The organism is Pallidibacillus thermolactis (assembly GCF_025660415.1).
Classification (GTDB): Bacteria; Bacillota; Bacilli; order Bacillales; family Caldibacillaceae; genus Pallidibacillus; species Pallidibacillus thermolactis.
On sequence record NZ_JAOUSE010000039.1, the window covers coordinates 1 to 20,919 of the forward strand.

The following is a 20,919-nucleotide window of genomic DNA, read 5'->3' on the forward strand; positions in this document are numbered from 1 at the left end:
TTCATGTTATTTGCTTATTAACTACCGCGCTTTCGCTTGGTGGCCCCCTCATTTGTTGAGCGTTCTAACGTTCCCTCAACAAATGAGGGGGTTAAATTTTGCCCACAATAATTTTACTCATACCACAAATTGTTCAAAAAGTATTTCCACAAGATTCTTGCATCTGCTACAATTTCTTCATTTGGATCACAATAATGGGTCAGTACTGCAAAACCGTCAGATGTTATGAAGTACCACCCCCTCAATCCTGGTCGAATACAAACAATACGAATATGTTCAGTATTTTCCAATACGATAAAAAAATATGGGACCTTCTTTATGGCCCCAAACTTATAGATTACTATTTTTCATAATTAATTCAAATAACAACTTCAAAAAATCATCGACATTAGGCTGTAATACTTCCGGTAATTGAACTTCCCCTTTCAATTTGTCTTCCTCCCCGTCATTTTTCTTTTCTTGTAAACTAGTTTGGACGGGTTTAATAGATTTTAAACAATGTTTTTAACTAAATATGAGAGATTTTTAGCTAATAAATCAAATTTATAAACAATATTAGTTAAAATCGGTTTGATTTACCCAATTTTTTCTGTGAAACACCTAAATTCTGTGCGATTTCACTTAATTTTTGTGCGAAAAACCTCAAATTCCGTGCGATCTCTTCAATTTTTGTGCGAAAACCCTAAATTTCGTGCGATCTCCTCAATTTCTGTGCGGAAATCCAAAGTTTTGTGCGATTTACCCGATTTTCATTTCTAAAAAACTAATCTTCCGTACGATCTACCCGATTTTCCGTGCGAGAAACAATACAAATTAATCAACAGGCAATGCCCAATCAATTTCAGTCTTGCCAATCATTCGTAAGTATGCATTTGTTTTAGAAAATGGTTTGCTGCCAAAAAAGCCGCGATGTGCTGACAGTGGACTTGGGTGTGGTGACTTTACAATATAATGTTTTGTTGTATCAATAAGTTTCTGCTTACTTTGGGCCGCACTCCCCCACAAAATATACACAACAGGATCTGGCTTTTCATTCAAACTTTCAATCACCCGGTCGGTAAAAATTTCCCATCCCTTTCCTTTATGAGAATGGGCCTGTCCTGCGCGAACCGTTAGGACGGTGTTCAACAATAATACACCTTGCCGTGTCCAAGGAACTAAGGACCCGGACTTTGGAATCGGGTAACCTAAATCATTCTGCAATTCTTGAAAAATATTACGTAACGACGGTGGGTGAGGCACACCAGGTTTAACAGAAAAACTTAAGCCATGGGCTTGGTTTGGTCCATGATACGGGTCTTGTCCAAGGATTACCACTTTCACATCAGAAAAGGAAGTATAATGGAGCGCATTAAAAATATCGTACATATCTGGATACACAATAAAATTGCTATATTCATATTTTAAAAACTCGCGCAACTGTAAATAGTACGGTTTCGCAAACTCATCTTGTAAAATCGGTGCCCAATCATTTTTCAAAATTTGCTTTGTCATGACTGCTCATCCTTTTTTAAAAAACTATCTAACGGCCCCTTGCCCAAACAAAACTGGGACAAGGAACCGTGTACATAACAATTAGTCTAATAAGCCAAGTTTCTTAAGTCCATTGTATATACCGTCTTCTTGCACTGATGTTGTTTTATATTTTGCATATTCGAAAATTTTAGGGTTCCCATTTGCCATTGCGAAGCTATGACCAACAAACTGCAACATATCTAAATCGTTCATTCCATCACCAAAAGCAATAGCTTCATCAGCAGAAATATTAAGGGCATCTAACACCTTCTTTACAGCCGTCCCCTTATTGATTTTCTTTTGAATTAAATCGTAGGCATTTTCTAAACCGGCTACATTGACTGGACTCATATACAGTTCTTCAAATTTCTCATAATATGACACATGTTCAGGTAACACCTTAATGGCAGAAATACCATATACGTCTTTTGTAAAATCATCCGGTAACTGTTCATTTTGTTTCATTGTAAAAAGATTAACAAAGAATTTCATTTTTGGATCTTCGGTTTTTGATAAATAATTTGTCCCTATTGTATAAAAAATGAGCTCATTCCCTAACTGCTTAGCCAAATCTCGAATCTCTGAAACGAGTGCTGGGCGGAAAGCATCATTTACAATAACTTCACCTTTATATTTTGCAAAACCACCATTATAACCAATGCCGGATTCAATTCCTAACTCCTTTGCTAAGTCTTCTAACTCGTGCAACGGGCGACCAGTAGCAAAAAACACTTCGATACCTTTCGCTTGAACTTGTTTAATGGCTTCTTTTGTCTTTTCTGTATACGTATGATCAGGTTTTAAAATTGTACCATCGATGTCGAGAAAAAGAATTTTATAACTCATAACAATCTCCTTTAGTACTTCATTTTGTTTATATTTTAACATACATTGATTTATATTTCTTTGTTGGTAAAATTTATAGGTGAAACCTACATTAATCATTCGGCAAAAGGTATTGTAAAAAAACAGCTGCCAAATAAGTTGCCACAATTAATGATAACATCACAGGTCGTCAGTATCTTCTCATGTAAAAAAAGAGGAGGAACCTAATATCGATGATTCCTCCTTAAAAACGTTTATTTACTAAGCACCCCAACTCTTCCGATACGCTCCAGCTGCTTCTTTCGGATTTTTGGCATGTATAATTCCAGATACAACAGCAATCCCATGTACATTTTCACAGCGTACCTTTTCAAGATTATCCACTTTCAATCCGCCAATGGCAACGACAGGAATTGTGACAGTTTTTGCAATCTCTTCTAACATGCCTTCCGATAAATGCTCTGCATTATCCTTTGTTGTTGTAGGATAGACAGATCCGACACCAAGATAGTCAGCACCATTTTTTGCAGCTTCCTTTGCTTCTGTAACGTTTGAGACAGATACACCAACAATCATTGATTCAGGTACAATTTTCCGAACAGCTGTAACAGGAATATCCTTCTGTCCGATATGAACACCGTCTGCCTCAACAGCTAAAGCGATATCCACTCGATCGTTTATAATAAGGGGGATATGTGCATAATTTTCCTTTAGAAATTGCTTTAATTTTAACGCCTTTTCATAAAAAATTTTTCCTTCAGATCTTTTCTCTCTTAATTGAACAAGGGTTACTCCACCTTCAACGGCTTCCCCGACGACGCGTAATAATTGATCTGTAGGAACCGACTCATCCGTCACTAAATATAAGCTGTAATCCATGTTCATGATAAACGTACTCCTTCTGCCCAAATATCACCATCCATCCGGAAGATCGCATCCATGAATTTGACACGGAAAGTACCAATTCCTTCATGACTTAACATTGCCTTTTTTGCTAATTCTCCCGCTAAACCTATAACAGAAATACCAACGGAAGCAGCCGTAAAATAATCATCCGTTACTCCGGCAAAACATCCAATTACGCCTGCCGCCATACAACCCGTTCCCGTTATACGCGGTAACCACTCATCACCATTTTCCACTTGAACAACTTTCTCTCCATCAGATATCGCATCAATAGCTCCGCTTACAACAACGACATTCCCGAACCTAATGGCAGCTTCCTGAGCCAATTCTTTATTAGAAATTGGGATAAAACCTGCATCGACTCCCTTCGTCACCGCATCGCCACCAATTAAAGTATAAAGTTCAGAGGCATTCCCTTTTATGATGGAGACCTTTACTCGTTTTAAAAAGTCCAGTGCTAATTCTGTACGATAAGTCGTAGCTCCGGCACCTACCGGGTCCAATATGACAGGGATCCCTTTTTTATTCGCCGCTTTACCGGCTCGAATCATAGATTCATAGACTTGGTCCGTAATCGTACCCATATTAATGACAAGGGCTTGGGCAAGATTTGTCATCTCTTCAATTCCGTTTACTTCATTCGCCATCACCGGTGATGCTCCAATTGCTAACGTAACATTGGCACAATCATTGATTGTCACCGTATTTGTCAAAAAGTGAACAAGTGGTTGTTCTGCTTTTACTTTTTCAAATAACAACTTTGCTTCTGTTTTATTCATTAAAAGCCAGCTCCTTTTTATACAGTTGGTAAAAATGATGAGTTGGTCCATGACCATGTCCTAAGTCAAGACTATGTTCGATTGCTACACTGATATAACATTTCGCCTTTTGAACTGCATCTAGCAAGGACATTCCCTTCGCTAAGTTTGCTGCAATTGCCGCAGATAGTGTACAACCTGTGCCATGGGTATTCTTTGTATAGAATCTTTTTCCTTCAATTAAATGGAACGTTTGACCATCGTAAAATAAATCGTTAGGCTCGCTGTTAAGGTGACCCCCCTTTAAAAGAACTGTTTTTACTCCAAGTTCATAAATCTTTTCACAAGCTTTTTTCATATCATCCAAATTCGTAATCGTAAGCCCAGTCAGCACTTCTGCTTCCGGAATATTTGGTGTGATCACTGTCGCAAGTGGTAACAACTCTTTTAATTTTTCAACTGCTTCTGGTTGCAATAGATGATGACCGCCTTTTGATACCATGACCGGGTCAAGAACGATAAACGACGGTTTATACTTTTTCAAACCTTCAATAACAACTTCAATTGTTTCTGGCTTTGATAACATTCCTATTTTAACCGCATCAACCTGAATATCATCAAATACTGCTTCAATCTGATCACGAATAATGTCCGTATCAATATCTTGAACAGATCGAACTTCCACCGTATTTTGGGCGGTCACTGCAGTAATGACTGACATGCCATAAACCCCATTTGCCGAAAAAGCTTTTAGATCTGCTTGAATGCCTGCCCCGCCTCCGGAATCAGAACCCGCGATCGTAAGTGCTGTTTTCATAAATTAAACCTCCTATTATTTTGTTACGGCTCATAACTTTCAGAAGCCCGTATGCCATTAATGCACCGGCAAAGGATGCCATTAAAAAGCTTGGAATTAATCCAAACAGCGTTGCCTTTTGTCCCATAAAGAGAATACCGATTGGATATGTAGCCATCGCCCCGAATATCCCGGTACCTACAACTTCACCAAAGGCTGCTAAGGATAACTTTTTGGTTTTTGAAAAAATAATGGCTGCTAAAAAGGCGCCAATCATACTTCCTGGATAAGCAAATAAACTTCCCGTTCCCATCATGTTTCGTAATGTTGAAGTAAGAAACGCTTGTAATGTGGCATACCAGGGCCCTAATAGAACTGCTGAAATGACATTAGCAAAGTGTTGAATTGGAAAAATTTTGGCAAAACCTAACGGGATATAAATGAGTGTACTTGTTGCTGTCGTAAGTCCCGCAATAATGGCTGTGTACGTTATTTTTCTCGTTTTATTCACCAGTTCCGCCTCCATATTAAATTGGCCAATCTTGTTTGTAATAGTTCATATCCCAGAATAAATATTCATATTTCGATGTCATTTGGAAATGTTTCTCTAAAACAGCTAATTCTCTTTCTGGTTTTCCTTCCGCTAATTCATCCATAAGTTGAATAAGGGCCTTCGCGCCTTCACCAAAAGTCTCAGAGTCATATGTTTCAACCCACTTACGGTAAGGGTTTGATGCCAATATGTCACCATATTGTTTTCTCAGTAGCTTACCAATTTCCCAATAATCCCAAGCACAAGGAAGTAAACAAGCAACAACTTCCGCTAAACTACCATTATGAGCCGCCGTTAGCATATAGGATGTATAAGCAACGTTTACCGGTGTTGGCTTTGTCGCTTCTAACTCCTCATTTGTAATCCCAAATTCCGCTGCAAATTGACGATGTAATTCCATTTCAAAATGTAAAGTGTCATGAAGCACTTGTGAGAATTTTTGCATTGTTTCTAGGTTCGTTGCCTTCGTAACACCGATTGAAAATAGTTTGGCATAATCAATTAAGTACACATAATCTTGCTTCATATAATGAATAAATTTATCTTTATCTAAAGTTCCCTTCCCTAACTCCTGAACAAACGGATGGTTATGATTTTTCTCCCAAATCGGTTGTACGTTCTGAAATAATCTGTCAGTAAAAGTCATTATTTTTTCCATTTTAAATACTCCTCCCTTTTAAAATTAAAAAGCCACTTCCCGCGAAGGAAAGTGGCGTTATTTTCGATACATACATATGTATATACGAATTCCGACACTACTTCCCTACGCTAGTACGAACTAGATCAGGTTCAAAGGGTACTTCTCAGCCATATGGCGCCCCTAGTAGTCTTCTAAAATATTAAGTTTTTTCACAAAACAAAATAAAACCCCGCATTCTTTTCGAACCGCGGGGAAATCGTAACATCATCGTTTTTGTATCTAAATTTTATGTTACACTTCCCTACGCTAGTATGAACTAGATCAGGTTCAAAGGGTACTTCTCAGCCGACCGGCGCCCCTAGTGTAAATTGACTTTATTTTGTTTTGTTTCAACTTGATTGTAGCAAACTTTTCTTAGTTTGGCTATGAAAAGAACTAAAATCCTTTTAGAAGCTGTCAAATAATGTCCATAGCTACGGCTCGGAAAACAAAGTGCCTTTTTATGACAATGGCTTTTTCACCCGTTCAGAATCCAATGAAAATTTGTCAAGGACACGTTACCGCTCCAAGGAGAATTGGGTGTGCCACTTGATTGACCCTTCCATTAGAATGACAGACCGTTTTTTATACAAAATACACATATTTTCCATTGACAAGTTCCCGTTTGCATTCACCTTTGGAACGTAAATATTCTAAATGGGCAAGAGTTTCACCCACAGCAAACCGTGTTTCGTGAATAGTTTCAATAAAAGGAAACAGGACTTTACTAACTTGATAAACCGTACTTTCTTTTTGAATAGCCTCTAATGTTTTTTCAAGTCGTTCAGCATGATGAGCTTTAATCTCTTCTATTCGCTTGTTTGCATCGGTAAACGGCTCGCGATGCGACGGGATGACATACTCAGCATTGAGTTTTTTCACTTTTTCAAGGGAATGATAGTACGTTTGTAACGGATTCGGATCACCATGATACCAGTAACTTATATTCGGTGTAATTTTTGGTAAAATATGGTCTGTTGATAGCAAAACACTTTTTTCTTTATTAAAAAATACAATTAAACCATCGGAATGTCCTGGTGTAAAATAAATTTCGTATTCTAGCTTACCAATTTGTACCTTTTCCCCTTCTTGAAAAAAATGATTCACTTCAGGATACGGTGTTACTCTTGGCTTAAAAGATTTCGTATCGTCAGCCATTGCCTTTGCCGTATCTTTAGGAATCCCAGATAACTGATAATTGGTTTCCAATGAATCTAAAAAATTCTTTTCCCATGCCATAAATCCATCAGTAGCATCAATTTTAGACATAGATACTTTTGCACCCGTTTTTTGTTGAAGTCCACCGGCGTAACCAAAGTGATCAGGATGATAGTGGGTTATATAAATATCGGAAACTTCTTTTCCTTGAAGTTCCTCTTCCCACCGTTTTACCGTTGGTTTATTATGCAAACCGGCATCTATCACTATCCAACCATTGGGTCCTTCTACTAAGAAACAATTGACATGGTTCAGTCGAAAAGGCAAATCTAAGCGAATCCGTTTTAAACCAATCTCTTCTAACATACGATAGCCACCTTTAATTATTTTTTCCACATGTGAAAGTGAGCGTCAAATCTATTATTCTCCTTTAAAGTCAGGCTTCCGCTTTTCAAAAAAAGCACGTATTCCTTCTTTATGATCCTTTGTCTGGAATAATAATGCTTGCATAGTACTTTCTAACATCTGATTTGTTTCGTTCGTTAGTTCATGTGCATGATTTACTAAATATTTGACAAATGGATTTGCAATCGGTGGACCACTTATTATAAATTGAGCAAAATCAGTCGCTTCTTTTATGACATCGCCCTCTGCAAGTTTATTGACAAAACCACGTTGGAAACCTTCCTCTGCTGATACTTCTTTTGCTGACGAAATCCATTCTTTCGCTAAATGGGGAGGAACAACTTCCGACAATTTTTTTACTAAACCTAAATCGGGAATTAGACCAATGTGATTAAAACTGATCGCAAACTTCGCATCACGATGGGCGACGATAAAATCGGTTGCAAGAGCCACACTAAAGCCAGCACCTGCTGCATAGCCATGGACAGCACTAATAATATATTTTTGGGCATTTTGAATTGTATTTTGAATTTGAACAACTTCCTGCATATGGTTCAACATATCAGCAACACTATGAATCTGTTGAAAAGAGCCGATGTCTCCACCCGCGCAAAAAGAACGACCTGCACCGCTTAATATCATCACTTTTACATTCGGATCCTGGTCCGCATCTTTGATGGCTATATTTAATTCGGTAGCAAGCTCTTCAGAAAGAGCATTCAATTTATCTGGTCGATTCATTGTAATGTAGGCTATATGATTCTCTTTTTTTACTTGAATTAATTCTGTCATGTTGTTCACCTCTTTGTTATATCGTTTTCTTAAAGTTGGTCTATTTTTTTAAACAAGTTTATTCGTGGAACTTCTTTATTTGGCAATTGTCCGTGAAAAACTGGCCACATGGACGTTTTAAACTTATTTTAAGTAGGTTTTGTCCCTAAGAACTGGTTTCAGAGACATTTCTACCTATTTTTTACTTCGTTTTATCCACGAGAAGTGTTCTCAAAGAGTTTTCTACCTAATTTTCTCTTCGTTTTATCCGCGAGTGCTCGGTTCGAAGACATATCCTCACACTTTGTCTACGACAGTTTATCTCTTGAATATTCTTCTACATGTTTTTTCCAGACAATAAGTTTCGCGTTTATTTCATACATATCCATGAGAAAAGGTATAATGATTGAGCATTCATTCACCATCTATAAACCTATTAATTTTGATAAGTAAATTTGCTATCCTTCGTCACTTTCGCTTTTGCCTTATCATATTGTTGTTTTAACTCTTCTACGATTTCAGCAACCGTTTGAATTTTCTTGATTGAACCTATCCCTTGACCTGCTCCCCATATATCTTTCCAAGCCTTCGCTTTTTTCTCCCGTAAATTTGAAAAGTCAATATCATCTTTACTTGGCAAGTTCTTAGGATCCAGCCCCGCTTTTTCAATACTCGGTATTAAGTAATTCGCATGTATGCCACTAAACGTATCCGTATAAATAATATCCTCTATACTAGAAGATAAGATCATTTCTTTATATTCATCAACCGCTTTACTTTCCACAGCTGGAATAAAGCGAGAGCCAAGATAGGCAAAGTCCGACCCTAAAATTTCTGCAACTAATATATCTTCACCCTTCGATAATCCACCAGCTAAAACGAGTGGACCATCGAAAAACTCACGTACTTCATGGATAAACGCAATTGGATTATAAGTACCACCATGTCCACCAGCACCGGCTGTTACGAGAACTAGTCCGTCTGATCCTTTTTCAAGTGCCTTTTTCGCAAATTTTATATCAATTACATCTGAGAGGACTAATCCACCATATTCGTGAACAATTTTAACAACTGGACTTGGATCACCGAGAGATGTAATAACAAGAGGCGGTTGGTATTTCTCAATCAATTGGAGATCTTCATAAAACCGCTTATTCGTACGATGACTAATAAAGTTTATTCCCCACGGGGCAATTTTTTTATCTGGATTTGATTGTTTTAACTCCTTCCATTCCGTTGTTATTTGTTTTAACCAATCATCCAGGATTTCTGTTGTACGAGCATTAAGAGCTGGAAATGTTCCTACAATACCACTTTCACAAGCCCGCAGTACCATATTCGGATCGTTAATTAAAAACATTGGCGCCATAATTACGGGTAGTTCAACTTGTTCTTTTAATTTCATAATTTTTTCTTTAGACATTTTACTCCTCCTTTTTTAAAAACACGTCGTTATGTTCACCAAGCTTTGGTGCTCTAGATTGAATGGCACCTGGTGTTCTAGATAGTTTAATTGGATTACTGATATACTTTAAATTTTGTTTTTCTTGGATCATTTTTCTACTCTGTACTTGTGGGTTCTTTTCTAATTCTGAAAAAGAGAGTACCGGTGATACACAAGCTTCTACTTTCTCAAAAAGTTCCATCCATTCATCCAACGTTTTTGTAAAAATAATGGATTGTATCTCATGCTTCATTCTGTATTGTTCATCAATTGGGACAAATTGTTTCCCAATATATTCTTGTTTACCAATCGTTTCGCAAAAAACTTTCCAAAACTTCGGCTCCAACGCACCGACCGATATCCAACGTCCATCTTTCGTTTGGTATACTTCATAGCACGCCAAACCTCCAGACAGCATTTGTTCACCGCGTTTAACTTCTTCACCCGTCATTAAATAGTTTGGCAAAGTCGCTTGTAACCAAGATAGAACACCATCCATCATTGAAATGTCCACAAACTGTCCTTGACCAGACTTTTCCCGTTCCATTAATGCTAAAAGAATCCCAACAACAGCTGGGTAAGCCCCACCACCAATATCAGCCACTTGTACCGAAGGAACGATGGGTTTTCCTTCCCGTTCGCCCATTAGATGAAGCAGACCAGCATAACTAATATAATTAATATCGTGACCAGGAAGGTGCGCATAAGGACCGGTTTGACCATAACCTGTAATGGCACAGTAAACGAGGCGTGGGTTTATTTCTTTTAAAACTTCATAATGAAGGCCTAATCGTTCCATTACACCAGGTCGAAACGATTCAACAAGTACATCGGCCTCTTTGACCAGTTCAAGAAATTTCTGTTGATCGTCCTCTTCTTTTAAATTGAGGGCGACGCTTTTCTTATTGCGATTAAGTGAATGGAACATGACACTCGTATGACCAAACTTGGGCTCATAACCACGAGCGTAATCTCCATATTTCGGTTCTTCTATTTTAATTACTTCCGCTCCAAAATCAGCTAAAATCATCGTACAAAATGGACCTGGTAGTAATCGTGACAAATCTAGTACACGTATAGACTGTAAAGGCATCGTTATCGTACACCCTCTTTTTCTCATTGAATTAATTGGATTAATAATGTGGCCCCATGAATCCCAAACTTCAAATTCGAACCTCTTGTTAGAGCCGTTCGATGATGGTGGCATTTGCCATACCATAACCTTCACACATCGTTTGTAAGCCGTACCGCCCTCCTGTTCTTTCCAATTCAGACATCATAGTTAACATTAAACGTGCTCCACTTGCACCGAGTGGATGACCTAAGGCAATGGCTCCTCCATTCGGGTTGAGTTTTTCAGGATTGGCTCCGGTTTCTTTTAACCAAGCAAGTGGGACCGAAGCAAAAGCTTCATTAACTTCAAACACATCGATATCATCAATCGTTAATCCTGCTTTTTTCAAAACCTTTTCTGTAGCCGGTATCGGCCCTGTTAACATAAATGTCGGATCAGATCCAACCACCGAACGGGCAACAATACGGAATCTAGGTTTTAATCCAAGTTCTTCTGCCTTTTCACGCGACATTAGTAAAATAGCTGCCGCGCCGTCACTTATTTGACTTGAATTTCCTGCAGTAATGACGCCATTTTCTTGGAAAACTGGCTTTAATCCCGCTAATTTTTCGAGGGACGTTTCCCTTCTTGGTCCTTCATCATGACGAACTACCGTTTTTGTTCCATCCGGTAGCGTCACTTCAACAGGCATAATTTCATTTGCAAAACGATTTTCATCTTGTGCCACAATCGCCCGACGATGACTTTCTAGGGAAAATTCATCTAGTTGTTCTCTACTAAAATTCCATTTTTTTGCAATGCGTTCCGCGGATAAACCTTGATGAATAATTTCATATTTCTCTTTCAAAGATTCTGCAGGCTGAACATCTAGCATATTTGAGCCAATCGGTACTCGGGACATACTCTCAACGCCACCAGCAATGACAACATCCATATCCCCACTAATGATTGCTTGTGCAGCAAAGTGGACAGCTTGTTGACCGGATCCACATTGCCGGTCAATCGTTGTACCCGGAACTTCAATAGGAAAGCCAGCGATAAGTGCCGCTTGTCTAGCAATAACTCCAGCTTGCTCACCAACTTGAGACACACAGCCATATATTACGTCCTCCACTAATTCAGGCGAGATACCAGCTCGTTTTATGACTTCCGCAAGAGGAAGGGCAGCTAAATCTTCCGCACGAATTCCGCTTAAAAAACCGTTTTTTCTCCCAACAGGAGTTCTAACCCCTTCTACAATGACCGCTTCCCGCATATGAACATCCCCTATTTTATATTTTTAAAATGTCGCTTATAATTAGCAAATGGTCCATTCATTTTTCAAACTGTAATCTCATTGAAAGTTATAAGCCTAAATTTTTTGCTATAATTTGCTTCATAATTTCATTTGAACCTGCATAGATGGAAGTGACCGTAATATCACGATAGCGTCTTGCAATCTCGTATTCTTCCATATAGCCGTAACCACCATGAAGTTGTAAACATTCACTTGCTACTTTTTTTGCTAAATCCGTAATCCACCATTTGGCCATCGATACTTCTGTTACAATCGGTTTATTGTTCATATGGTCAACGATGAGTTGATCCAAAAAGGATCGACCTATCTTCATTTCTGTTGCTAATTCTGCGATTTTAAACTGGGTGTTTTGGAATTTACTAATAGACTTTCCAAATGCCCTTCGTTGTTTAACATAATCAATTGTGATCTCAAGCATTCGCTCAGCAGCGTTTTGTGCCTGAATCGCGACCATTAACCGTTCTTGCTGTAATTTTTCCATTAAATAATAAAACCCTCTCCCCTCTTCACCGAGAAGATTGGCTTTTGGTACTCTGGCATCTTCAAAAATTAACTCACTTGTATCATTGGCATGCTGACCAAGTTTTTGTAGTTTTTTCCCTTTTTTAAATCCAGGTGTTCCCGCTTCTACTACAATTAAACTCATTCCTTTGTATGCAGGTTGTGCCTTCGGATCGGTTTTACAAACAACAACGACGAGGTCTGCAGAGTAGCCGTTCGTAATAAAAGTTTTTTCACCATTAAGAATATAGTGATTCCCATCATCAATTGCTGTTGTTTGCACCCCTTGTAAATCAGAGCCAGCACCCGGTTCTGTCATTGCAATGGCAGAAATAAGGTCACCGCTTACCGCACCTGGTAACCAACGGGCTTTTTGTTCTTCAGTGCCATAAGTTTCAATGTACGGAATCGTAATATCGTTATGAAGTCCAATCCCGACCATACCCGAGCCAACCTTTTCAAGTTCTTCATTTAAAACAACAGCATAACCAAAATCAGCGTTAAACCCACCATATTTTTCATCAACCTGCGGACACAGAAAGCCTTGTTCTCCCATTTTTTTCCAAAAAGAACGAGGTACTTCCTTCTTTTTCTCCCACTCTTCATAGTAAGGATAAGCTTCTTTTTCTAAGAACTTTCGTAATGATTCACGGAAAATTTCATGTTCTTCGGTTAAATACGGTCTTCCCATGCAAACATTCCCCCCTTTTTTTATCCGGTTAAGCGCTTTCTTATTGTTGTTAAATGGAAATAAGATCATTTTCTTGTTTTAAAGAGCTGAGTTTGTGCGAAAAGAGTAATTTTTTGTGCTAATTTGCTATGTGACTGTTCGAAAAGACAAAAAAGACGTGCGAAAATAAATTTTTTCGTGCGAATTCGTAAAAAATTGTGCGAAAAACAGTCTTTCTGTGCGATTTCTATAATTCTTGACTAGATTTATAGCTTAACGCGGTTGCATACGAATGGCCCCATCGAGACGAATTACTTCACCGTTTAACATTGGATTTTCAATAATACTATGGACAAGTTGAGCATATTCTCTTGGTTGGCCTAGTCTTGACGGAAACGGAGTCATCTTTCCTAATGCTTCACGAGCTTGTTCTGGTAAAGATGCAAATAATGGCGTTTCAAACAAACCCGGGGCAATTGTCATAACACGAATTCCTAAACTCGCAAGATCTCGAGCAATTGGTAGAGTCATACCAACAACGCCACCTTTTGAAGCACTGTAAGCTGCTTGCCCAATTTGCCCTTCAAAGGCTGCAATTGAAGCCGTGTTAATAATCACACCACGTTCCCCATGAGCATTTGGTTCATTTATTGCCATTTTTTCACTTACTAGTCGAATCGTGTTAAACGTACCGATTAAATTAACTTGAATAACTTTTGAAAAAGATTCTAAGTCATGCGGACCTTTTTTACCAATAGTTTTCTTTGCAATTGCGATACCTGCACAATTGACTAGCGCATTAACTTTACCGAAATGATCGATGGTCTTTTCAAGGGCTGACTGAACGCTCGCTCCGTCTGTTACATCAACTTTTTCATATATAACCGCTTCTCCCAGTTCTTCTGCTAATCTTTGCCCCTTTTCTTCAGCTAAGTCAAAAATAACAGCCTTGCCACCTTGTTCAACTAATCGTTTTACTGTTGCTTCTCCTAAACCTGAAGCTCCACCAGTAACGACGGCAACCACATTTTGGATGTCCATCCCAATCCTCCCTTTTTATGTTTATGAATACTTATTTTAATTATTAAGTATTTTCAAAAAATAAGCAACAAAAAAGTGAACGGTCATTCACTTTTTTATGGCGAAGATTGAGAAAGGTTGTAAAACAGAGTTAATGTGAGGCATACATTTATGAATAAATGGGCGTCAGATGCCCTAATGGAAGCAGATTTTTTTAAAACTAAAAAAAGAGGTGGTTATGTAGACGATATAGAGCTGTTTTTCTTCGAAATAAAAAAAGTAGGTTTAACCGAACGATGAAAACAGATTTTTCTGCTAAACCTGAAAAAAGTTGTCAATGAAAACAGTTTTCTCTTCTCAATCTCAAAAAGATTGTCTTCAGTTGGCCGATGAATACAGTTTTTGCCACTCCATCTTAAAGAAAGTGCCTTCAGCAAGTCTATGAAAACAGTTTTTGCCACTACATCTCAAAAAAAGTGTCTTCAGTTGGCCGATGAATACAGTTTTTGCCACTACATCTTAAAGAAAGTGCCTTCAGCAAGTCTATGAAAACAGTTTTTACCGCACTTCTGAGTAAAAAGTGCGTTCAAATGACCAATGAACACAGTTTTTACCGCTATTTCTAAAAAAAAGTGTCTTCAGCAAGTCAATGAAAACAGTTTTTGCCACTACATCTCAAAAAAAGTGTTTTCAGCTGGCCGATGAATACAGTTTTCTCCACTACTTCTCAAAAAAGTGTCTTCAGCAAGTCTATGAAAACAGTTTTTACCGCACTTCTGAGTAAAAAGTGCGTTCAAATGACCAATGAACACAGTTTTTACTGCTACTTCTCAAAAAAAGTGTCTTCAGCAAGCCAATGAATACAGTTTTTGCCACGCCATCTCAAAAAAAGTGTTTTCAGCAAGTCTATGAATACAGTTTTTACCGCACTTCCGAGTAAAAAGTGCGTTCAAATAATCAATGAATACAGTTTTTACCGCTACTTCTGAAAAAAGTGTCTTCAGTTGGCCGATGAATACAGTTTTTACCGCTACTTCTCAAAAAAAGTGTCTTCAGCTGGCCGATGAATACAGTTTTTGCCTCTCCATCTCAAATAAAGTGTTTTCAGCAAGTCTATGAATACAGTTTTTGCCTCTCCATCTCAAAAAAGTGTCTTCAGCAAGTCAATGAAAACAGTTTTTTCCACTCCATCTCAAAAAAGTGCCTTCATCAAACCAATGAAAACAAATTTTCTCAAAGCTTGAAAACTATTTCGATCATGGCTAACCGTCTGGTAATCTCCGAAACTTCCTAATGTTAACACACTTCCCTTATCGACATGCTCCACCCTTTTTAATACCACTATGCCTTTCCTTTATTCAAAAACGCTCGAATCCGTTGCTTATACTCATCCGATTGGACGGACTCTGCGATTAACTGTTTAATTTCCTCATTATCTTTCGTAGCTCCTTGTCGCACCCGGTGAATAATCTTTTTTGAGGCTTGGACAGAAAGTTGTGCATTTTCACAAATCCTACCTGCATACGTATACGTTTCTCGTTCTAACTCCTCCGTCGCTACGATTCGGTTAATTAATCCCATCTGTAACGCTTCTTCCGCTGGAAAAATGCGACCGGTAAACAAAATGTCCTTCGCATGGGCAGGTCCAACTAAATCAACTAAATGTTTTGTTGCTGCTGTATCATACACAATCCCTAATTTCGCTGGTGTAATCCCGAACTTCCCAGTTTCATCTGAAAAACGGAAATCGCAGGCAACCGCAATTTCACAACCGCCACCTACACAAAAACCTTGAATCATCGCAATACTCGGCTTTGGGCTTTCCGCTATTTTCCGTTCTAAAGTAGATGTTAGCTCACCATAACTGATGACACCGTCGACTGTCGAACGAATCGTCTCAAATTCACTAATATCCGCTCCTGCAGAAAAGGCTGTTTCCGTTGTACTTCTAAAAATCATTACCTTTACTTCATCATCTTCCGTACACGAATCAACCATCTCAATCATTTTTTTCCACATATCAATCGATAATGCATTTCTTTTCTCAGGTCGATTTATATAAATCGTTGCTATTCCATTTTCTTTTTCCATATAAATCTTTTCATTTTCCCTAGCAAACATGAGTCCACACCTTCCACAATCTGTTGTATAACAATAATCATTTTCGCTTCCTTATATAGGAAGTTTCATCATTAATCAGAAAATCAATACAAACACAAAGATATTCTGTTATTGTACTAATAAAGCAGTTGTCTTTTACAAGGATATTGAAATCTGTCATCTTTTTCAATAAAAAGATACTTGTAATCTTCGGTAAATTATTTTACCATTTTAGTAATTTGAAAAATTGCTATTATGCATAGGAAAGGCATGTCTTAACGCTCTATTATGTAACAGGCCGAATGAAGGAGGATTTCTATGAAACTAACGAAGGAAGAACTCGAAGTTTTATATATTTTGGAAGAAAATCATCGTCAATCAACCGAAGTGATTGCCAAACAATTGCAAATGAGTGAAGAAAAAGTTGAAAAAATAATTAAGAAACTCGAACAAAATAAAGTTATTGTTAGTTACCCAGCCATCATTGATTGGTCTAAAGTAGAAGGGCAAGAAAACGTCATCGCAATGATTGAGGTGAATGTAACGCCAAAACGTGGGGTTGGTTTTGATGAAGTTGCTGAAAGAATCTATCGTTTTCCAGAAGTAACATCGGTTTATCTCATGTCTGGTTCCTTTGACTTGTCCGTTTCTGTTGAAGGGAAATCTTTAAAAGAAGTAGCGACCTTTGTATCTGAAAAATTATCAACGATTGAAAGTGTTGTTTCTACTCGAACTCATTTTCTATTAAAAAAATATAAACATGATGGCGTAATTATTGAAGGAAAAGAAAACAAAGATCGTAGAATGGTGGTTACACCATGACAGATTACAATCAATTTTTATCAAAAACCGTCATTGATTTACCACCATCCGGCATACGGAGGTTCTTTGACGTTGCCTCCAAAATGGAAAATGTCATTTCACTCGGGGTCGGTGAACCGGACTTTGTAACACCTTGGAACATACGGGATGAAACGATTGCCTCCATAGAAGATGGCTACACATCCTATACAGCAAATCCCGGATTACTCGAATTACGCCAAGAAATTTCGAATTATTTAAACAATCGTTTCAAAATCGAGTACAACCCTGAAAACCAAATTATTGTGACGATTGGAGCTAGTCAAGCGTTAGATCTTGCATTCCGAGCCCTTCTAAATCCTGGGGAAGAAGTTTTAATTATTGAACCAGCTTTTGTTTCTTATCCCGCTCTTGTGAAACTTGCAGGGGGAAAACCCGTTCAAGTAGGAACAAGCGCAGAAAATGGTTTTAAAGTTACACCTGAACAAATAGAAGCAGCCATTACAGACCGGACAAAGGCCATCTTAATCTGCTCACCGAATAACCCAACAGGTACTTTTTTAAATAAAGCAGATCTTGAAAAAATTGCCCACGTGGCAATGAAACATAACCTAGTTGTCATCACCGATGAGATTTATGCTGAACTTACATATGATGAAGAGTATACAAGCATGGCTTCCATCCCAGGAATGTATGAACGAACAATTACGATAAACGGATTTTCCAAGGCCTTTGCTATGACGGGCTGGCGCTTAGGTTATGTAGCTGCACCTGTCCCAATTGTTCAAGCCATGTTAAAAATTCATCAATATACAACAATGTGTGCACCCCATATGTTACAACATGGTGCCATTGAAGCTTTACGAAACGGAAAAGAACAAGTGAGCGAAATGAAACGAAGTTACCGGAGAAGGAGAAATTTTATTGTCACATCGTTAAATGACATTGGTTTAGATTGCCATACACCAGGTGGTGCGTTTTATGTTTTCCCATCCATTAAAAATACCGGCTTAACTTCGGAAGAGTTTGCAGAAGAATTATTGAAAAAAGAACGCGTTGCTGTTGTTCCGGGGAACGCTTTCGGGAAGAGCGGAGAAGGTTATATCCGTTGTTCTTATGCCACATCGATGGAACAACTTCAAGAAGCTATCGTCCGAATGGAGCGATTCTTGCAATCCTTAAATATAAACAAAGAACAGTTAGCTTTGGAAAAATAGGAAGAACAGTCAGCGATCTTCATATTAGGTTGCTGGCTTATTATTATTAATCACTTTCACCATTTCCAGCTAACCAAAATTTTTATAAAAAAAACCAAAGAATGCCAAATTTCAACACCCTTTGGTTCAGGTTCATTACTTTTTAAACAAGTTGAGCATTTTTATCTGTTTCGTCGCCTTCATCATTTTTATCTTTCTTTGTAAACTTATCAACGATTAGCGATAAAGCACCATCACCTGTCACATTTGTAGCAGTGCCAAAACTATCTTGAGCTAAGTACAAGGCAATCATTAACGATAGCATTGTTTCATTAAAGCCAAGCATGACTTCCATAATCCCAATCGCGGCCATAACTGCTCCACCTGGTACTCCAGGAGCCGCAACTAATGTCACACCAAGCATTAAGATGAATGGAAGATAAGCAGAAAAGCTAATGTCTCCCCCACTTAACAATAAAACACCTAATGAACAAGTAACAAGTGTGATTGCACTACCTGATAAGTGGATCGTTGCAAACAACGGAACGCAGAAATCAGCCACTCTTTCACGAATCGTAGTTTTTTTAACCGATGCTAACGTAACCGGAATTGTCGCTGATGAGGACTGTGTTCCTATAGCTGTAAAATAAGCCGGTAAAACGGTTTTTAATAACTTAAATGGATTTTGTTTATGCAATGTACCAGCAGTTGTATATTGAATTAATAAGATCGTTATATGCAGTGCAATAATTAATACGAATACCTTTAAAAATATAGATAAAATATTTACTACTTGCCCACCATAAGTCATATTTTGGAAAACACCGAAAATATGAAATGGTAATAATGGGATAATTGTTACTGTGATCACTTTTTCTACAATTTTTTGGAATTCGTCAAAAGCATCTTGTAATACATTTCCTTTAATTGATGCAATTCCAATTCCGATAACAAAGGCAAATATTAATGCTGTTGTTACTTCCATTAGCGGTGGCATTGCGACTTCAAAAAAGCCAGACTGCAAGAATTCCTCCGGATTATCTGTTGTTTGAAAAGATTGACCTTTTGTCATAATAGGAAGTAACCATGAACCGACAAAAAAAGCTAGTAACCCTGCAAGAAATGTTGATACATAAGCGAGTGCCGTTGATAAACCAAGCATTTTCCCCGCATTTCGACCCATATTGGCGATCCCTGGAACAATAAAGCCGATAATAATAAAGGGAATAACAAAACTCAAGTAATTATTAAAAATGCCATTAAAGGTGGCAAAAGCTCGAACAAACCATTCTGGCATAAAATTACCTAAAATAAGACCTAATATAATAGCAAGTAAAATCCTTGGTAATAATCCGATTCTTTTCATTATGCTTGTCCTCCTGTAATGAACATATGTGTTTTATAGGAACACTATACCATAATTTTATTTTCTGTAAATAGGAAAAAGATTAGTTTTTATTTTCAGATAATTATAGTTATATCGGTAAAAGATTCTATCTTTTCAAGGCTTTTTCATTTATAAAACGTTTTTCGAAAAAAATAATTCGCTTAAAATTTAGATCAAACAAAACCTATCATATATTATTTCATTCCACTATCCGTGAATCTGCTTTGCCTTTTCAACATTCACCTTGACAGCTTCAATCACAGCAGAACGAAGTCCTCGTTCTTCAAGCCGTGCTACCGATTCAATGGTTGTACCACCTGGTGAACAAACACTATCCTTTAATTCGGCTGGATGAATATTTGTTTCAAGCATCATCTTTGCAGCACCTAATACGGCCTGAGCAGCAAACACATAAGCTTGTTTCCGTGGCATACCATACATTACCGCTCCGTCAGCGAGCGCTTCAATAAACATATATGTGAAGGCTGGCGATGAACCACCTACCGCTGTAACGACATCCATTAACGATTCGTCGACTAATTCAACTCTACCAAAGCTCTCAAAAAGTGATTTTGTTTCTTCTAGATCACTTTCCGTTACAAATTGATTTACAGCAATACCTGTAACCCCTTCATTAACCATCGTTGGTGTATTCGGCATTGCCTTAACTAATTTCACAGGTTTCGCAAAACGATGCTCATTTTTTTGGATCGATTCTCCTGCTGCGACAAGAATAATGACAGCATTTGGTTGAACGGACTCTTTAATCTCATTAATGACCGCTTCATAGCTGTCTGAAGTAACCGTTAAAAAAAGAAAATCCGCTTTTTTAGCAACTTCAATGTTATTGGTCGTAATTTCAATCCCGTATTGTTCTTCCACCTCTTGCAAACTTGGTGTTGACCGGTTGGAAGCAATAACTTGATTTCTTTCCACAACACCGGATTTGATAATACCTGCAATCAATGATTTTGCAATATTTCCACAGCCAATAAACCCAATTGTGCGATTCATGTTCTCTCCTCTTCCTTATTAAATTTCAGTTTATGCAAATTATATCAA

General features: G+C 37.9%; 19 protein-coding genes and 2 riboswitches. Of the genes, 2 read left to right on the forward strand and 17 right to left on the reverse strand.

Annotated features, from left to right (window positions below; translation table 11 throughout):
- Positions 1-813: 813 nt before the first annotated feature.
- The 15 genes from OEV82_RS11705 to OEV82_RS11775 all read right to left on the reverse strand — a co-directional run bounded on the left by OEV82_RS11705 (position 814) and on the right by OEV82_RS11775 (position 16,494).
- Positions 814-1,494, reverse strand: a complete 681-nt coding sequence (locus tag OEV82_RS11705) for a uracil-DNA glycosylase (protein WP_263061976.1) — start codon at positions 1,492-1,494, stop codon at positions 814-816.
- A gap of 81 nt (positions 1,495-1,575) precedes the next feature.
- On the reverse strand, positions 1,576-2,361 hold the full coding sequence (locus tag OEV82_RS11710; RefSeq protein WP_263061977.1) for an HAD family hydrolase: 786 nt from the start codon (positions 2,359-2,361) through the stop codon (positions 1,576-1,578).
- A gap of 240 nt (positions 2,362-2,601) precedes the next feature.
- Positions 2,602-3,225, reverse strand: a complete 624-nt coding sequence (gene thiE, locus OEV82_RS11715) for a thiamine phosphate synthase (RefSeq protein ID WP_263061978.1) — start codon at positions 3,223-3,225, stop codon at positions 2,602-2,604.
- Positions 3,222-4,025 carry a hydroxyethylthiazole kinase gene (gene thiM, locus OEV82_RS11720; RefSeq protein WP_173661078.1) on the reverse strand — a complete coding sequence of 268 codons (804 nt, stop codon included), beginning with the start codon at positions 4,023-4,025 and terminating at the stop codon, positions 3,222-3,224. The genes thiE and thiM overlap by 4 nt, the downstream gene beginning before the upstream one ends.
- Positions 4,018-4,821, reverse strand: a complete 804-nt coding sequence (gene thiD, locus OEV82_RS11725) for a bifunctional hydroxymethylpyrimidine kinase/phosphomethylpyrimidine kinase (RefSeq protein WP_263061979.1) — start codon at positions 4,819-4,821, stop codon at positions 4,018-4,020. Before thiD ends, thiM begins: the two co-directional genes overlap by 8 nt.
- A complete protein-coding gene (gene thiW / locus OEV82_RS11730) occupies positions 4,790-5,311 on the reverse strand; it encodes an energy coupling factor transporter S component ThiW (RefSeq protein WP_173661082.1) in 522 nt (173 codons plus the stop codon). Before thiW ends, thiD begins: the two co-directional genes overlap by 32 nt.
- Positions 5,312-5,327: 16 nt before the next feature.
- Positions 5,328-6,011, reverse strand: coding sequence for a thiaminase II (gene tenA / locus OEV82_RS11735; protein WP_263061980.1), 684 nt, complete (start codon positions 6,009-6,011; stop codon positions 5,328-5,330).
- 85 nt (positions 6,012-6,096) lie between these two features.
- Positions 6,097-6,185: riboswitch (TPP riboswitch) on the reverse strand.
- A gap of 89 nt (positions 6,186-6,274) precedes the next feature.
- A riboswitch (TPP riboswitch) is annotated at positions 6,275-6,363 on the reverse strand.
- 254 nt (positions 6,364-6,617) lie between these two features.
- Positions 6,618-7,556 (reverse strand): MBL fold metallo-hydrolase, encoded by a 939-nt coding sequence (locus OEV82_RS11740; protein WP_263061981.1) that lies wholly within the window; start codon positions 7,554-7,556, stop codon positions 6,618-6,620.
- Positions 7,557-7,610: 54 nt separating this feature from the next.
- Complete coding sequence (locus tag OEV82_RS11745; protein ID WP_263061982.1) at positions 7,611-8,387, reverse strand: enoyl-CoA hydratase/isomerase family protein; 777 nt, start codon at positions 8,385-8,387, stop codon at positions 7,611-7,613.
- A 415-nt stretch (positions 8,388-8,802) separates the two neighbouring features.
- A complete protein-coding gene (locus OEV82_RS11750) occupies positions 8,803-9,789 on the reverse strand; it encodes an NAD(P)H-dependent flavin oxidoreductase (RefSeq protein ID WP_263061983.1) in 987 nt (328 codons plus the stop codon).
- A 1-nt stretch (position 9,790) separates the two neighbouring features.
- Positions 9,791-11,029 (reverse strand): CaiB/BaiF CoA transferase family protein, encoded by a 1,239-nt coding sequence (locus OEV82_RS11755; protein WP_263061984.1) that lies wholly within the window; start codon positions 11,027-11,029, stop codon positions 9,791-9,793.
- The gene (locus tag OEV82_RS11760; protein WP_263061985.1) at positions 10,992-12,140 is read right to left on the reverse strand and encodes a thiolase family protein; all 1,149 of its coding nucleotides are present in this window, start codon (positions 12,138-12,140) and stop codon (positions 10,992-10,994) included. The genes OEV82_RS11755 and OEV82_RS11760 overlap by 38 nt, the downstream gene beginning before the upstream one ends.
- Before the next feature lie 88 nt (positions 12,141-12,228).
- Entirely contained in the window at positions 12,229-13,374 is a 1,146-nt protein-coding gene (locus OEV82_RS11765; protein ID WP_263061986.1) for an acyl-CoA dehydrogenase family protein, read from the reverse strand.
- 252 nt (positions 13,375-13,626) lie between these two features.
- Entirely contained in the window at positions 13,627-14,394 is a 768-nt protein-coding gene (locus OEV82_RS11770; RefSeq protein WP_263061987.1) for a 3-hydroxyacyl-CoA dehydrogenase, read from the reverse strand.
- Positions 14,395-15,714: 1,320 nt separating this feature from the next.
- Positions 15,715-16,494: an enoyl-CoA hydratase/isomerase family protein gene (locus tag OEV82_RS11775; RefSeq protein WP_263061988.1), complete on the reverse strand. Its 780-nt coding sequence runs from the start codon at positions 16,492-16,494 to the stop codon at positions 15,715-15,717.
- A gap of 297 nt (positions 16,495-16,791) precedes the next feature.
- On the opposite strand from OEV82_RS11775, the gene OEV82_RS11780 reads away from it, so the two are divergent.
- Positions 16,792-17,295, forward strand: a complete 504-nt coding sequence (locus tag OEV82_RS11780; protein WP_263061989.1) for an Lrp/AsnC family transcriptional regulator — start codon at positions 16,792-16,794, stop codon at positions 17,293-17,295.
- A complete protein-coding gene (locus OEV82_RS11785; RefSeq protein WP_173659733.1) occupies positions 17,292-18,491 on the forward strand; it encodes an aminotransferase in 1,200 nt (399 codons plus the stop codon). Before OEV82_RS11780 ends, OEV82_RS11785 begins: the two co-directional genes overlap by 4 nt.
- Positions 18,492-18,633: 142 nt before the next feature.
- Here the strand turns inward: OEV82_RS11785 and OEV82_RS11790 are convergent, their stop codons facing one another.
- Positions 18,634-19,836, reverse strand: coding sequence for a dicarboxylate/amino acid:cation symporter (locus tag OEV82_RS11790; RefSeq protein ID WP_173659735.1), 1,203 nt, complete (start codon positions 19,834-19,836; stop codon positions 18,634-18,636).
- A gap of 228 nt (positions 19,837-20,064) precedes the next feature.
- Positions 20,065-20,871, reverse strand: a complete 807-nt coding sequence (gene proC, locus OEV82_RS11795; RefSeq protein WP_263061990.1) for a pyrroline-5-carboxylate reductase — start codon at positions 20,869-20,871, stop codon at positions 20,065-20,067.
- Positions 20,872-20,919 lie beyond the last annotated feature (48 nt).

Coding starts and splice junctions, on each gene's coding strand:
- OEV82_RS11705 (WP_263061976.1), bottom strand. CDS start 1,494: ATGACAAAGCAAATTTTGAAAAATGATTGGGCACCGATTTTACAAGAT.
- OEV82_RS11710 (WP_263061977.1), bottom strand. CDS start 2,361: ATGAGTTATAAAATTCTTTTTCTCGACATCGATGGTACAATTTTAAAA.
- thiE (WP_263061978.1), bottom strand. CDS start 3,225: ATGAACATGGATTACAGCTTATATTTAGTGACGGATGAGTCGGTTCCT.
- thiM (WP_173661078.1), bottom strand. CDS start 4,025: ATGAATAAAACAGAAGCAAAGTTGTTATTTGAAAAAGTAAAAGCAGAA.
- thiD (WP_263061979.1), bottom strand. CDS start 4,821: ATGAAAACAGCACTTACGATCGCGGGTTCTGATTCCGGAGGCGGGGCA.
- tenA (WP_263061980.1), bottom strand. CDS start 6,011: ATGGAAAAAATAATGACTTTTACTGACAGATTATTTCAGAACGTACAA.
- OEV82_RS11740 (WP_263061981.1), bottom strand. CDS start 7,556: ATGTTAGAAGAGATTGGTTTAAAACGGATTCGCTTAGATTTGCCTTTT.
- OEV82_RS11745 (WP_263061982.1), bottom strand. CDS start 8,387: ATGACAGAATTAATTCAAGTAAAAAAAGAGAATCATATAGCCTACATT.
- OEV82_RS11750 (WP_263061983.1), bottom strand. CDS start 9,789: ATGTCTAAAGAAAAAATTATGAAATTAAAAGAACAAGTTGAACTACCC.
- OEV82_RS11755 (WP_263061984.1), bottom strand. CDS start 11,029: ATGGTATGGCAAATGCCACCATCATCGAACGGCTCTAACAAGAGGTTC.
- OEV82_RS11760 (WP_263061985.1), bottom strand. CDS start 12,140: ATGCGGGAAGCGGTCATTGTAGAAGGGGTTAGAACTCCTGTTGGGAGA.
- OEV82_RS11765 (WP_263061986.1), bottom strand. CDS start 13,374: ATGGGAAGACCGTATTTAACCGAAGAACATGAAATTTTCCGTGAATCA.
- OEV82_RS11770 (WP_263061987.1), bottom strand. CDS start 14,394: ATGGACATCCAAAATGTGGTTGCCGTCGTTACTGGTGGAGCTTCAGGT.
- OEV82_RS11775 (WP_263061988.1), bottom strand. CDS start 16,494: ATGTTTGCTAGGGAAAATGAAAAGATTTATATGGAAAAAGAAAATGGA.
- OEV82_RS11780 (WP_263061989.1), top strand. CDS start 16,792: ATGAAACTAACGAAGGAAGAACTCGAAGTTTTATATATTTTGGAAGAA.
- OEV82_RS11785 (WP_173659733.1), top strand. CDS start 17,292: ATGACAGATTACAATCAATTTTTATCAAAAACCGTCATTGATTTACCA.
- OEV82_RS11790 (WP_173659735.1), bottom strand. CDS start 19,836: ATGAAAAGAATCGGATTATTACCAAGGATTTTACTTGCTATTATATTA.
- proC (WP_263061990.1), bottom strand. CDS start 20,871: ATGAATCGCACAATTGGGTTTATTGGCTGTGGAAATATTGCAAAATCA.